Consider the following 13,882-nt stretch of genomic DNA (forward strand, 5'->3'; position numbering starts at 1 on the left):
AGCTCCGCCCGGAGCCCGTACCCTTGCGGGGTGAACGAAGAGGTATGGCTGATCGAGCCCTCCGGCCCGCTCCGCGGTGACGTCGAGGTCCGCGGGTCCAAGAACGGCGTCTCCAAGCACATGGTCGCCGCCATGCTGGGAAGCGGCGAGAGCATCATCCACAATGCTCCCGACGTGGGCGAGGTCGGGATCACCGCGCAGATGCTGCGGGCGCTCGGCATCAACGTGGAGATCACCCCCCGGGAGATCGTCATCGCGCAGGGCCCGGAGATCAACCCCCACGTGCCCGCCGCGTTCACCGGTCTCAACCGGATCCCGATCCTGATGCTCGGCCCCCTGCTGCACCTGGCGGGCGAGGCGTTCGTGCCGCTGGTCGGCGGCGACCCGATCGGGCGGCGGCCGGTGGACTTCCACGTCGAGGCGCTGCGCGCGATGGGCGCCGAGGTCGAGGTGAGCGACACCGGCGTCTACGCCAAGGCCAGGCGGCTGCGCGGGACCCGGATCGAGCTGCCCTACCCGAGCGTGGGCGCCACGGAGACCATCCTGATGTCGGCGGTGCTCGCCGAGGGCAAGACCGTGCTCAAGGGCGCGGCCATGGAGCCCGAGGTCGTGGAGCTGGCCCTGTTCCTGCAGCGCATGGGCGCGCTCATCGAGCTCAGCCCCGACCGGCGCATCGTGATCGAGGGCGTGGAGAAGCTGCACGGCGCCTCCACCTGGCTGAACGGCGACCGCATCGAGGCCTTCTCCTACCTCGCGGCCGGTCTGATCACCGGCGGTGAGGTGAGGGTCCACGGCTGCCCCCAGGACCGGCTCGTCACCGCCATCACCACGCTGGCCAGGATGGGCGCCCGGCTGGACATCACCGACGACTACCTCTCCGCGTCGGCCCCCGACGGCCTGCGCGCGGCGGCGGTGCAGACCGACACCCACCCCGGTTTCATGACCGACTGGCAGACGCCGCTGATGGTGCTGTTCACGCAGGCCCAGGGCATGTCGGTGCTGCACGAGACGGTCTTCGAGAACCGGCTGGTCTACGTGCCCGCGCTGCAGAAGATGGGCTGCGAGATCGAGGTCTTCGACGTCTGCCTCGGCGGCCCCGCCTGCCGCTACCACGACACCAACGCCAAGCACTCGGCGGTCGTGCGGGGCGTGTCCAAGCTCCGCGGCGCCGACGTGACGCTCCCCGACATCCGGGCCGGATTCTCCGCCGTGCTCGCCGCCGCGGCCGCGGAGGGCACCTCCACGCTGCGCGGGGTGCACCACATCGAGCGGGGCTACCACAGGCCGTTCGAGCAGTTCGCCTCGCTCGGCCTGAAGATCAGTCGAGAGAAGGTGCAGAGCGGGTAAGGATTCGCAATGGGGTGTTTGTGTGTTATCACCCTGCCGCACCTTACTCTCTGTGACTTCGCGACGTGACACCAGACGCGGCCCCGTCGCGTGCCTGCGGACCCTGACGGCCTGCGGAGTGCTCGGCGGGCTGCTGGCGGCGGGAGCCGCGCTGCCGGTCGCCGGCGGCGCGGGCCTCGCGGCGAAGCACGTCACGGGGGTCTTCACCGACCTGCCGCCCAGCCCGCGCGAGAACCCGCTCCCGGCGCGCACCGTGCTCCTGGACCGCAACGGCAGGCCGTTCGCCCAGTTCTACTCGGAGAACCGGACGGTCGTCGATCTCAGCGCGGTCGCACCGGTCATGCGCAAGGCGATCATCGCGATCGAGGACTCCCGCTTCTACGGCCACGGCGGCCTGGACGTCAAGGGCACCCTGCGGGCCCTGGTGACCAACACCCAGGCCGGAGGGGTGCGGCAGGGCGGTTCCTCCCTCACCCAGCAGCTGGTGAAGAACATCCTGGTGGAGAACGCCGAGACCGAGGCCGGACGCGACCAGGCGCGGGCCCCGAACCTCCAGCGCAAGATCAGCGAGCTGCGGTACGCGCTGGCGATGGAGCGCAAGTACACCAAGGACGAGATCCTGGAGCGCTACCTCAACATCGCCTACTTCGGGGCGGGGGCGTTCGGGGTGGAGGCCGCGGCCCGGCGGTTCTTCTCGGTCCCGGCCGCCAGGCTCTCCCTGCCGCAGGCGGCCGCGCTGGCCGGAGCGGTGCGCACGCCGTACAGGACGGACCCCTCGCTGGGCGCGTCGCACCAGGAGCGGCTCCGGCAGCGCCGGGACATCGTGCTGAACCGCATGGCCGAGACCGGGGCCGTCACCCGGGCCCAGGCGGACGCGGCCAAGCGCACCCCCCTGGGCATCCGTCTCAGGCCGGAGCCGGGCGGCTGCACCGGGAGCGCCCACCCCTACTTCTGCGTCTACGTCCACCGCGAGCTGCTGAACAACCCCGTCTTCGGGCACACCAGGCAGGAGCGCGAGCGCCGCCTGGCCAGGGGCGGCATCACGCTGCGCACCACCCTGGACCCGGTCGCGCAGAAGGCCGCGGAGCGGGCCATCGCCGCCCGGGTCGCCCCGGAGGACACCGAGGTCGCCGCCGAGGCCATGATCGAGCCGGGCACCGGGCGGATCCGGGCGCTGGCCGCGAGCAAGCGGTACGGCCGCAACCCCGGCGACGGCAGGAACGGCCCCCGCACCACCTTCAACCTCGCCGCCGACGTGGCGCACGGCGGCGGGATGGGGTTCCAGGCCGGGTCCACCTTCAAGGCGTTCACCCTGGCCACCGCGCTGGCCAGGGGCTGGCGGTTCAAGCGGGGCTTCAGGACCCCCGGCCGGTACGTCCCGGCCAGGGGCTTCACCGACTGCGCGGGCCGGCCGGTCAACGACCCCGGCGCCGAGATCTTCAACGCCGACGGCCGGCGGAGGGCCGGCGCGTACAGCATCTCCACCGGCACGTGGAACTCGGTGAACACCTTCTTCATGAAACTGGAGCGCAAGGTCGGCCTGTGCCCGGTGGTCCGGACCGCCAGGGCGCTCGGCATCGCCCGGCCGGACGGCGCACCGCTGCGGGAGGTCCCGACGTTCACCCTGGGGATCAACGAGATGGACCCGCTGACGGTGGCCGCGGCGTTCGCCGCGTTCGCCGCCCGGGGCCGCCACTGCCGCCCGGTGGCCATCGCCGAGATCATCGGCCGGGACGGCGTCCGCGTCCCCGTCCCGCCCAGCTGCCGCCAGGCGATCGACCCGAAGGTGGCCGACGCGGTGAACCACGTGCTGGCCGGGGTGTTCACCCGGGGCACCATGCGGGGCCAGGGCATCGGCCGCCCCGCCGCGGGCAAGACCGGGACCAACAACGGCTACACCTCGGCCTGGTTCGCCGGGTACACCCCCGCCCTGGCCGCGGCGGTCAGCGTGGGCGACATCCGCGGCTCCTACCGCCACCCGCTGCGGAACGTGCGGATCGGCGGCGTCCACTACGGCAGCGTGCAGGGCGCCTCCCTGCCCGGGCCGATCTGGGTGGCCTCCATGTCCGCCGCCCTGCGCGGCGTCCCCGCCAAGCCCTTCCACGCCCCGGACATGAACCGCTTCGGCGGCGGCCGGACCCCCGGCCTGGGCAGGGCCCCGTCCGCCGACCACCCCCTCGGGCAGCGCCCGGGACGGGGAGCCGGTCCGGGGCGGAGGGACGGCGCGGGACGCAACAGGCTCCGCCTCGGGGACCGGCAGCTCCTCGACCGCTGACGGGGGCTGCCGGGTGGCCGATCGGGCAGGCCCGGCGCCTGGTAGCCGCTGGTGAGTGGGCGCTTCCGTCCGCTTCCGGGCCGGTGCCCACCGTCGGGGCGTGCGAGGTCAGGCGCCGAGGCAGGCGGGACCCAGGAGCTGCTTGAGGTCGCCCATCAGGGCCGGGGACGGCGAGACGCGCAGCCGGTCGTCCAGGCGCATGACCGTCGTCTTGGGGCCGTTGTGGACCTGGAGATGGACCTCGGTGGTGCCCGGGTGGGTGGTCAGGACCTCCTTGAGGCGGCCGACCACCGGGGGCGTGCACCGGGCCAGCGGGACGCTCACCAGCAGCGGCCCGCCCGCCTCCGTGGTGAGGTCGGGGGCGGTCACCTCCATGGCGATGATCTTCCCGACGTCCTCGCGCTTGTCCAGGCGGCCCTTGACGAAGACGATGGCGTCCTCGGCGAGGATCGTCGAGCAGAGCTGGTACGCCGAGGGGAAGATCATCACCTCGATGGCGCCCTCCAGGTCCTCCAGCATGGTCAGGACCCAGGTGTCGCCCTTCTTGGTGACCTTGCGCTGCACGCCGGAGAGGATGCCGCCGACGGTGATGATCTGGCCGTCGGGGCGGCTGTCGTCCTGCAGCGCGGCGACCGAGCAGTCGGCCCCCGAGGCGAGGATGTGCTCGACGCCGAAGAGCGGGTGGTCGGAGACGTACAGGCCGAGCATCTCCCGCTCGAAGGCGAGCAGGGTGGTCTTGTCCCACTCCCCCGGCGGGATCTGCACGTCGAAGGTCTGGTCCTCGGCGCCGTCGACGGCTCCGAACAGCGAGTCCTGCCCGATCGCCTCGTTCTTCTTGATGTCGATGATCGCGTCGACGGCCTGTTCGTGGACCATCACCAGGCCCTTGCGGACATGGTCGAAGGAGTCGAACGCCCCGGCCTTGATCAGGGACTCGATGACGCGCTTGTTGCAGACGACCGCGGGGACCTTGCGCAGGAAGTCCTTGAAGTCGGTGAAGCGCCCCTTCTCCTTGCGCGCGGCGATGATCCCGTCGACGACGTTGCCGCCGACGTTGCGGATGGCCGACAGGCCGAAGCGCACGTCGCTGCCGCGCGGGGTGAAGTCGAAGTCGGAGTCGTTGACGTCCGGCGGGAGCACCTTGATGCCCATCCGGCGGCACTCGTTGAGGTAGAGCGCCGACTTGTCCTTGTCGTCCTTGACCGAGGTGAGCAGGGCCGCCATGTACTCGGCCGGGTAGTTGGCCTTGAGGTAGGCGGTCCAGTAGGAGACCAGGCCGTACCCGGCGGTGTGGGCCTTGTTGAAGGCGTAGTCGGAGAAGGGCAGCAGGATGTCCCAGAGGGCCTTGATGGCCGCGGCGGAGAAGCCGTTGTCCTTCATGCCCTGCTCGAAGAACTCGAACTGCTTGTCCAGCTCGGACTTCTTCTTCTTGCCCATCGCCCGGCGCAGCAGGTCGGCGCCGCCGAGGGAGTAGTTGGCGACCTTCTGCGCGATCGCCATGACCTGCTCCTGATAGACGATCAGGCCGTAGGTCGTGTCGAGGATCTCCTTGAGCGGCGCCTCCAGCTCCGGATGGATCGGAGTGATCTCCTGCTGGCCGTTCTTGCGCATCGCGTAGTTGGTGTGGGAGTTGGCTCCCATCGGGCCCGGCCGGTAGAGCGCGAGGGCCGCGGAGATGTCCTCGAAGTTGTCGGGGCGCATCAGGCGCAGCAGCGAGCGCATGCCGCCGCCGTCCAGCTGGAAGATGCCGAGCGTGTCACCGCGGGCCAGCAGCTCGTAGGTCTTGACGTCGTCCAGCGGCAGGTCGAGCAGCTCGATCATGTTGCCGGTGTTGGCCTCGATGGCCTTCAGGCAGTCGTCGATGATCGTGAGGTTGCGCAGGCCCAGGAAGTCCATCTTCAGCAGGCCGAGCGTCTCGCAGGTCGGGTAGTCGAACTGCGTGATGATCGCGCCGTCGGAGTCGCGGCGCATGATCGGGATGTAGTCGGTCAGCACCTCCGACGACATGATGACGCCGGCGGCGTGCACGCCGGTCTGCCGGATCAGGCCCTCCAGGCCCCGGCCCAGGTCGATCGCCGACTTGACGTCGACGTCCTCCTCGTACAGCCTGCGCAGCTCGCCGGCCTCGCCGAAGCGCGGGTGGTCCTTGTCGAAGATGCCCGAGAGCGGGATGTCCTTGCCCATCACCGCGGGCGGGAACGCCTTGGAGACCTTGTCGCCGAGGGCGTAGGGGTGGCCGAGGACGCGGGCCGCGTCCTTGATGGCCGCCTTCGCCTTGATGGTGCCGAAGGTGGCGATCATGGCGACCTTGTCGGCGCCCCACTTCTCGGTCACGTAGCGGATCACGTCGCCGCGCCGGCGCTCGTCGAAGTCGATGTCGACGTCGGGCATGGAGACCCGCTCGGGGTTGAGGAACCGCTCGAAGATCAGCCCGTGCGGGATCGGGTCGAGGTCGGTGATGCCCAGCGCGTAGGCGACCAGGGAGCCCGCCGCCGAGCCTCGGCCCGGGCCGACCCGGATGCCGTTGCGCTTGGCCCACATGATGAAGTCGGCGACCACGAGGAAGTAGGATGGGAAGCCCATCTGGATGATGACGCCGAGCTCCTTCTCGGCCCAGGCGCGGTGCTCGGAGTCGTAGCCGCCGGGGAAGCGGCGGTCCATGCCCTCCCAGACCTGCTGCCGGAAGAACTCCTCCTCGGTCATGCCGTCCGGGATCGGGAAGGTCGGCATCAGGTTCTTGAACCCGAACATGCCCTCCGGCTCGACCTTCTCGGCGACCAGGAGCGTGTTGCGGCAGCCCTCGGCCCACAGGTCGGAGGAGTCGACGGCGCGCATCTCGTCGGCGGTCTTGATGTAGTAGCCGCTGCCGTCGAATCGGAACCGGTCGGGGTCGGACAGCTGCTTGCCGGTCTGGATGCACAGCAGCGCGTCGTGGGAGGTCGCGTCCGACTCGTAGGTGTAGTGCGAGTCGTTGGTGACCAGCGGCGGGATGCCCAGCTCCTTGGAGATGCGGGTCAGCCCGTCGCGGACCCGGCGCTCGATCTCGAGGCCGTGGTCCATGATCTCCAGGTAGTAGTTCTCCTTGCCGAAGAGCTCCTGGAACTTCGCCGCGGCGGCCAGCGCCTCGTCGTACTGGCCCAGGCGCAGGCGGGTCTGGACCTCGCCGGACGGGCAGCCGGTCGTGGCCATCAGGCCCTCGGAGTGCTCGGCGAGGATCTCGGCGTCCATCCGGGCCCACTTGCGGACGAAGCCCTCGGTGTAGGCGCGGGAGCTGAGCTTCATGAGGTTCTTCAGGCCGCGCTCGTTGCGCGCCCAGATCGTCATGTGGGTGTAGTAGCCGCCCGCCGAGACGTCGTCCCTCTTCTGGTGCGGCTCACCCCAGAGCACCGGCTTCTTCTGGTGGCGGGAGGCGGGGGCGACGTAGGCCTCGATGCCGATGATCGGCTTGATGCCGGCGCCGGTGGCCTGCTTGTAGAAGTCGTAGGCGCCGTGCATGTTGCCGTGGTCGGTGATCGCGATGGCGGGCATGCCCAGGTCGCCGACCTGCTTGAACATCTGCTTCAGACGGGCGGCTCCATCGAGCATGGAGTACTCCGTGTGAACGTGAAGATGCACAAACGAGTCTGACATGCGGCCTCGCCCTTCCCCTTGTCCCGCGTCGGCGAGGGAAGCTTACGCGCGTTTCCCCGTCCCCGGGGCTCCCGCCGCCCCCGTTTCCGGCATACCCGCGGGGCGGCGGCGCCGCACCCCCGCGAGGTCCCGTACGGCCCCGCGTCCAGCCCCCCGTGCGGCCCCCCGTGCGGCCCCCCGTGCGGCCTCCGTGCGGCCTCCGTGCGGCCTCCGTGCGGCCTCCGTGCGGCCTCCGGGTGTCCCGCCGGGGTCCGGGCGCGGCCCCCGGTCAGTCCCGGCGGGCCGCCCGCCGTTCCTCGGCCAGGCGCAGCCCCGCCTCGATGACGGCGTTCATGACGGGGGCCAGCCCGGCCTCGCCCAGGGCGGGCGCGCGGCGGGCCATCGCGGCGACCAGGCGGCGCTCGCGGTCCATGTCGCGGCCGGCGAAACCGCCCACGGGCTTGAGCCGCTGGATGGTCCCGGCGAGCTCGGCTCGGCGCTCCAGGAGGACCGCCAGGGCGGCGTCGACGCGGTCGACGGCGCCGCGCGCGGCGAGCACCGAGTCCGGCTCCTCCCTGCGGGTGACCGCGCCGATGACCGTCACGGCCTCCTGGGCGGCGGCCGCGGTCTCCGGTGCGGCGTCCGGGGCCAGGAGAAGCCCGTCGGCCCCGGCGGCGACCGCGGCGGCGGCCAGCGCGGGGTCGTCGCCCAGCCAGGCCATGACGGGGCGGCCGGAGCGCTCCCGGGCCTCTCGCATCAGGGCCAGGTCAAGGACCGTGTCCGCCGGGCGCGCGGGCGGGGCCGCGGCGCCCCCGGTCCTTCCGGCCGCCGCCCGCACGCGGCTCCCGCTCTCGCAGAGCACGACCTGGTCGTTGCCCTCCGCCACGCAGTAGTCGCCGATGGCGAGCCACTCCTCCAGCGTCGCGGCCGGGCCGCGCTGCACGAGGACCGGCAGGCCCAGCCCGGCGACCGCGCGCACCAGCCGGAAGTCCTGCATCCAGTCCGCCCCGACGACCACGCCGTCCGCCCCGGCGGCGATCTCCGCCAGGTCCGCCGAGGAGAACGGCTCCACCAGGACCGGCCCCGCCCACTGCGCGCGGACCCCGGCCAGGGCCTCGGCCGCCGGCACCCGGCCGTGGTGGTCGCGCAGGCTGACCCAGCGCGCGTCCGCGCCCGCACCGCCGATCACCACGGCCGGGCCGGTGGCGCCCACCGCGAGCGTCCCCAGGTGTACGGCTCCGCGCTCCGCGCGTGCGGTCAACGACATCTCGGCTCCCCATGCTCAGCCGGCGCGCTTCCCGCGGGCCGGCGAATCGTAAGAAACAAAAAAGGCAGAGACTCGGGCGTCTCTGCCTGTGCCGGCTCCGGATGGTCGCTAGATCACGTGCTCACGACCGGCTCCCCGGAGCCGGCTCGGTAAACGCGAAACAGCGATTCATGCCGTCAACCATAGGCCATCCGCCTCGGGATACGCCACACAGTGGACACGCGTCTCACATGATGGACAGAGATCCGGGGGCGGGGCTCCGCCCCCGGAACGGCGTCCCGGCCGGATGAGGGGTCCGGGCGGATCCTTGTTTATGGGAGGATCTCCTCTACTGTGAGGGAGGTTTGGAGCTGGTGATGCAGTCGGGCGGACACCAGGAAGAACGACGTGTCGCAGGCCGCTACCGCCTCCTGGAGCCCATCGGGCGGGGCGGGATGGGCACGGTCTGGAAGGCGCACGACGAGCTTCTCGACCGGACCGTCGCGGTCAAGGAGGTCCGCTACTCCGCCGCCCTCGGCGAGGACGTCCAGACCCTCAACCAGCGCATGATGCGCGAGGCCCGCGCGGCGGCCCGGCTCTCCCACCCGAACGTCGTGGTCGTCTACGACGTGATCGAGGAGAACGAGCAGCCCTGGATCGTCATGCAGCTGGTGCAGTCCCGCTCGCTGGGCCAGGTGCTGCGCGAGGACGGGCCGCTGCCGCCCCGGCGGGTCGCCGAGATCGGGCTCGCCCTGCTGGAGGCCCTGCACAGCGCGCACGACGCCGGGGTGCTGCACCGCGACGTCAAACCGGAGAACGTGCTGCTCGCCCATAACGGCAGGGTGGTGCTGACCGACTTCGGCATCGCCAAGCTGGACTCGGAGAACACGCTGACCATGACCGGCGTGGCCGGGACGCCCGCGTTCATCGCGCCCGAGCGGCTGCGCGGCCTGCCCGCCCGCCGGGAGTCGGACCTGTGGTCGCTCGGCGCGACGCTGTACGCGGCGGTGGAGGGCAGGTCCCCGCACGACCGCAAGCTGCCCCTGCCCACCATGCACTCGGTGATGACCGACCCGCCCGACCCGGCGCGCAACGCCGGCCCGCTCCTGCCGGTGCTGGAGGGGCTGCTCCGCAAGGAGCCCGTCCAGCGGCTCACCTACGCCGAGACCTCCGCCATGCTGCGGAAGGTGGCCGAGGGCCGCTCCTCCACGCAGCCGTGGGCGATCTCCCAGATCCCGCCGGCCTCCGCGGGCTCCCCCGCGGCCCCCCGGACCGGCTCCGGGTCCCCGGCCGCGTCCGCCGGGCCTCCGGCGGCGGAGCGGCGCAAGCCGTACGCGCCGGTGCCGCCCCGCGAGCGGACGCCGTCCGCCCCCGCGGACGGCGAGCGGGCCGCCGCCCCCGCCGGCGCGGAGCCTCCCGCCCCGGCCGCGCGGGACAAGAACCCGGCAGGGCGGGAGCCCGCCGCAGGCGCGGCGGACGAGGCCGCGGCGGGTCAGGCGCCCGCCGCCATCCCGCAGACCGGGCAGGTCGCCAAGCTGCCGGCTCCGGAACCCGCCGCGCCCGGCGCGGGGAAGGCCCCCTCCGCCTCGTCCGAGGCGGCGGGGGCGGGAGCGGAGGAGACGCCCCCACCCCCTCCGGAGGCGGGCAGGTCCCCCTCCGCCGTTCGCGACGCCGCGGAGCCGCCCCCCTCCGGCGCGGAGACCCCCTCCGTCCCCTCCCCCGCCGTCAGGGACTACGTCAGGAACCTCGTGGCCCGCAGCGCCGCCACGTCCCCGGACTCCGCACCGCCCGACCCGGCCCCGCCGTACGCCCCCGGACCGCCGGCGCAGGACCTCGTCCCCTCCGGCCAGGAGCAGACCCGGCTCGGGACACTGTCTCCCGTCCGGGTCCGGCGCGTGCTGCCCGCGATCCTGGTGGCTCTGGCCCTCGTGGCCGTCCTGGGCGTCTGGATCGGCATGACCAGCGACTCGCCCGGTGCGGCCGGGCGGCGGGGGCCGGGCACGGCCGGGCCGGAGGAGAGCCCTTCGGAGGATCCCGGGGCCGCGGAGGACTCGTCCTCGGCCGCGCCGAGCCCGTCCAAGACCGGCAAGAAGAAGGCGGACGACAGGCTCCCCGACGGCTGGCGGATGCACAAGGACCCCAACGGCTTCTCGATCGGCCTGCCCAAGGGGTGGAAGGTCGTGGAGCGCGCCGGCAGGCAGGTCCGGTTCGAGGTGCGCGGCGACCCGGTGAGCTACCTCATGGTCGAGTACACCGACACCCCGGGCAGTGACGCGAAGAAGGACTGGGAGAAGCAGGAGCCGTACAGCCGCGGCAACTTCCCCGGCTACAAGCGGATCCGGATCGAGAAGGTCGACTACATGGAGGACGCCGCCGACTGGGAGTTCACCTGGCGGATCAAGGCCGGCAAGGCCCGTGTGATCAACCGGGGGTTCGTCACCAAGGGCGGCCGGGGCTACGCGATCTACTGGCACACCCTCGCCTCGGACTGGAAGAAGAACCTCAAGCTGTTCGAGGGGTTCACCGAGACCTTCTCCTCGAAAAAGTGATGTCCGGCCCGACCGGCTACGATTCGTGAGCCTGGGAGGGGGTTCGAGAGCAATGACCGAACGGAGGGTCGCGGGCCGCTACCAGCTGCTCGAACCCATCGGGGAGGGCGGCATGGGCGTCGTCTGGCGCGCCCACGACGAGCTCCTCGACAGGGTCGTGGCGGTCAAGGAGGTCCGCTACCGCGGGGTCGACGAGGCCGCGCGGGAGGAGCTGAACCGGCGGACCGTCCGGGAGGCGAGGACCGCCGGGCGGCTCGACCACCCGTCCGTGATCATCGTGCACGACGTGGTCGAGGAGGGCGGCCGTCCCTGGATCGTCATGCAGCTGGTGCGCTCGCGCTCGCTGGGCGAGGTCGTCCGCGCGCAGGGGCCGCTGGCCCCGGAGCAGGTGGCGGCGGTCGGGCTGAGCGTGCTGGGCGCGCTGTGCGCCGCGCACGCCGCCGGGGTGCTGCACCGCGACGTCAAGCCGGAGAACGTGCTGCTGGCCGACGACGGCCGGGTGGTGCTGACCGACTTCGGCATCGCCGCCACGACGCAGGAGACCGGGATCACCCGGACGGGCGGGATGGTCGGCACCCCGGCCTTCCTGCCGCCGGAGCGGCTGCACGGGCTGCCGGCCACACCGGAGTCGGACCTGTGGTCGCTCGGCGCGACGCTGTACGCCGCGCTGGAGGGGCGCCCGCCCTTCCAGCGCCCGACGGCCGCCGCGACCATGATGGCCGTCCTGCAGGGCGAGCCCAGCCCGATGGCCCACAGCGGTCCCCTGAGCACGGCGATCCTCGGCCTGATGTCCAGGGATCCGGCCGCCCGCATGGGCGCCCGGGAGGCCGAGACCCTGCTCGTCCGCGCGACCGGCCAGGTCCCGCCCGGCGACCGCCGGCCGTCCGGGGACCCCTCCCCCCACCTGTCCGGCCGGGAGCAGGCCCGTCCCGCGCCGCCCCCGTACGGCACGCCCCCGTACGGCACGCAGCCGTGGGGCCCCGAACCCGGTCACGGCGAGCCGCGCCCCGCCCACCCCGGGTGGACCCCCGGGCCGTCCGCGCCCGCCCACTCCGGGCAGGCCTCCCACCGGTCCCTGCCCGTCTATTCCGGGCAGGTCCCCCAGCCGCCGCACTCCCCGCATCCCGGGCAGCCGCCGCATCCCGGGCAACCCCCGTATCCCGGCGGGCCCGCCGGGCAGGGGTGGCCGCCGTCCTCCGGCGTCCCCTCTCCGTCCGGGCAGACCGGGCAGACCGGGCATCCCGGTGGCCCCGTGCACCCCTGGCAGCTCCCGCCCTCCGACGGGTCCTCCCCCCAGGGGCACGGGACGCTGCCGGACCACCCCACCCGCGCCGGGGACCCCCGGAGCGCCCCCCGGCCGGGGACCAGGCGGGTGGCGCTCCTGGTCGGGGTGCCGGTGCTCGTGCTCGCGGCCGGGGCGGGCGGCTGGCTCGTCCTGCAGGAGCGCGCGGCGGGAACGGGCTCGGCCGCCGTCTCCGCGACGGGAGGTCCCTCCACCGCGTCTCCGTCCGCGTCCGCCGCGACCCCCCGGCCGACCCCCTCCGCGACCTCCTCGGACCCGGTGGTCCCGGCGGGCTGGCGGCTGCACGAGGACCCGCTGGGCTTCAGCATCGCGATCCCGCGCGGCTGGACCGCCAAGCGGTTCTCCGGCCGCGACCGGGTGGAGTTCCGGGCGCCGGGGTCGGACGCCTTCCTCTGGGTCGAGTCGACCGAGGACCCCGAGACGGACCCGGTCGCGCACTGGGAGAAGGTCGAGGAGGGCGGCACCGCCGAGGGCGCCTGGCCGGGCTACGAGCGGATCGGCATCACCCCGCTGACGTACCTGGGCCGGCCCGCCGCCGACTGGGAGTTCACCTTCCGCCGGGACGGCGTGCCGGTCCACGTCCTGGACCGGGGGTTCCGCACCGCGGACGGCACGCCGTACGCGCTCTACTGGGAGAGTCCGGAGGCCGGCTGGGACCGGGCCCCCTTCGACAAGCTGGTCAAGACGTTCCGGCCATGAGCGCGCAGGAGGCGGCGCGGTTCTGGCGGAGCCCGGGGCTGCCGGGGGTCGACCTGCTCAAGGCCCGCTACGTCACGCACCGGTTCACCCGGCACGTGCACGAGGAGTACGCGATCGGGGTCATCCTGTCGGGGGTCGAGGAGTTCGACTACCGGGGCGCCCGGCACCGCGCGGGGGCCGGGGCGGTGGTCCTGGTCGACCCCGAGCAGGTGCACACCGGTCACGCGGGCGTGCCGGACGGCTGGGCCTACCGGATGCTGTACCCCTCCGTCCGGGTGATCACCGAGATCGCGCGGGAGCTGCTGGCCGGCCGCGGCACGCCGCACTTCCCCCAGACCGTCGTGTCCGGTGCGGCGGGCGCGCACGCCGCCGCCCTGCTGCGCGCCGCCCACGGCGCCGCCGAGCACGGCGACGACCTGGCCTCCTCCACCCTGGCCCGCACGGCCTTCGGCGCGCTGGTCCGCCACCACGCCGCCTACCGCCCGGCCAGGCCTCCCCGGTCCGCCGGGGACCGTGCGGTACGGCTGGCACGGGAGATCCTGCACGAGCGGCTGGTCGACCCGCCGACGCTGGAGGACCTGGCGCTGGCGGTCGAGGTCCGGCCCTTCACCCTGATCCGCGCGTTCAAGGCCGCGACCGGGCTCCCCCCGCACGCCTACCTGAACACGCTCCGGGTGCGGCGGGCCCGCTCCCTGCTCGACTCCGGGGCCCCGGCCGCGCAGGTCGCCGCGGAGGTCGGGTTCACCGACCAGGCCCACCTGAACAGGCACTTCAAGCGGGTCGTGGGGGTGCCGCCGGCCGCCTACCAGCGCGCAGGAACGTACAAGACCCCACCCGCGAACCGGACATAACCT

General features: G+C 73.1%; 7 protein-coding genes. 5 read left to right on the forward strand and 2 right to left on the reverse strand.

Annotated features, from left to right (window positions below; all coding sequences use genetic code 11):
- Positions 1 to 30 precede the first annotated feature (30 nt).
- Together murA and FHS22_RS20165 are read left to right on the forward strand one after the other, a co-directional pair.
- On the forward strand, positions 31 to 1,347 hold the full coding sequence (gene murA, locus FHS22_RS20160; RefSeq protein WP_184943778.1) for a UDP-N-acetylglucosamine 1-carboxyvinyltransferase: 1,317 nt from the start codon (positions 31 to 33) through the stop codon (positions 1,345 to 1,347).
- Between the two features lie 52 nt (positions 1,348 to 1,399).
- Positions 1,400 to 3,622: a transglycosylase domain-containing protein gene (locus tag FHS22_RS20165; RefSeq protein WP_184943780.1), complete on the forward strand. Its 2,223-nt coding sequence runs from the start codon at positions 1,400 to 1,402 to the stop codon at positions 3,620 to 3,622.
- Positions 3,623 to 3,730: 108 nt separating this feature from the next.
- Here FHS22_RS20165 and dnaE read toward each other — a convergent pair whose 3' ends face one another.
- Positions 3,731 to 7,252 carry a DNA polymerase III subunit alpha gene (dnaE, locus tag FHS22_RS20170; RefSeq protein WP_184943782.1) on the reverse strand — a complete coding sequence of 1,174 codons (3,522 nt, stop codon included), beginning with the start codon at positions 7,250 to 7,252 and terminating at the stop codon, positions 3,731 to 3,733.
- Positions 7,253 to 7,520: 268 nt separating this feature from the next.
- The gene (locus FHS22_RS39635) at positions 7,521 to 8,498 is read right to left on the reverse strand and encodes a chorismate mutase (RefSeq protein WP_221473850.1); all 978 of its coding nucleotides are present in this window, start codon (positions 8,496 to 8,498) and stop codon (positions 7,521 to 7,523) included.
- Positions 8,499 to 8,854: 356 nt separating this feature from the next.
- Here FHS22_RS39635 and FHS22_RS20180 point away from each other — a divergent pair, with 356 nt between their 5' ends.
- Genes FHS22_RS20180 through FHS22_RS20190 form a run of 3 tightly spaced genes read left to right on the forward strand, consistent with a single transcriptional unit; the run spans position 8,855 to position 13,879 of the window.
- Positions 8,855 to 11,026: a serine/threonine-protein kinase gene (locus FHS22_RS20180; protein ID WP_184943784.1), complete on the forward strand. Its 2,172-nt coding sequence runs from the start codon at positions 8,855 to 8,857 to the stop codon at positions 11,024 to 11,026.
- 52 nt (positions 11,027 to 11,078) lie between these two features.
- Complete coding sequence (locus tag FHS22_RS20185) at positions 11,079 to 13,028, forward strand: serine/threonine-protein kinase (RefSeq protein ID WP_184943785.1); 1,950 nt, start codon at positions 11,079 to 11,081, stop codon at positions 13,026 to 13,028.
- On the forward strand, positions 13,025 to 13,879 hold the full coding sequence (locus FHS22_RS20190) for an AraC family transcriptional regulator (protein WP_184943786.1): 855 nt from the start codon (positions 13,025 to 13,027) through the stop codon (positions 13,877 to 13,879). Before FHS22_RS20185 ends, FHS22_RS20190 begins: the two co-directional genes overlap by 4 nt.
- The last annotated feature ends 3 nt before the right edge of the window (positions 13,880 to 13,882 follow it).

This window comes from Thiemannella venezuelensis (assembly GCF_014203605.1).
Taxonomy (GTDB): domain Bacteria; phylum Actinomycetota; class Actinomycetes; order Streptosporangiales; family Streptosporangiaceae; genus Planomonospora_A; species Planomonospora_A venezuelensis.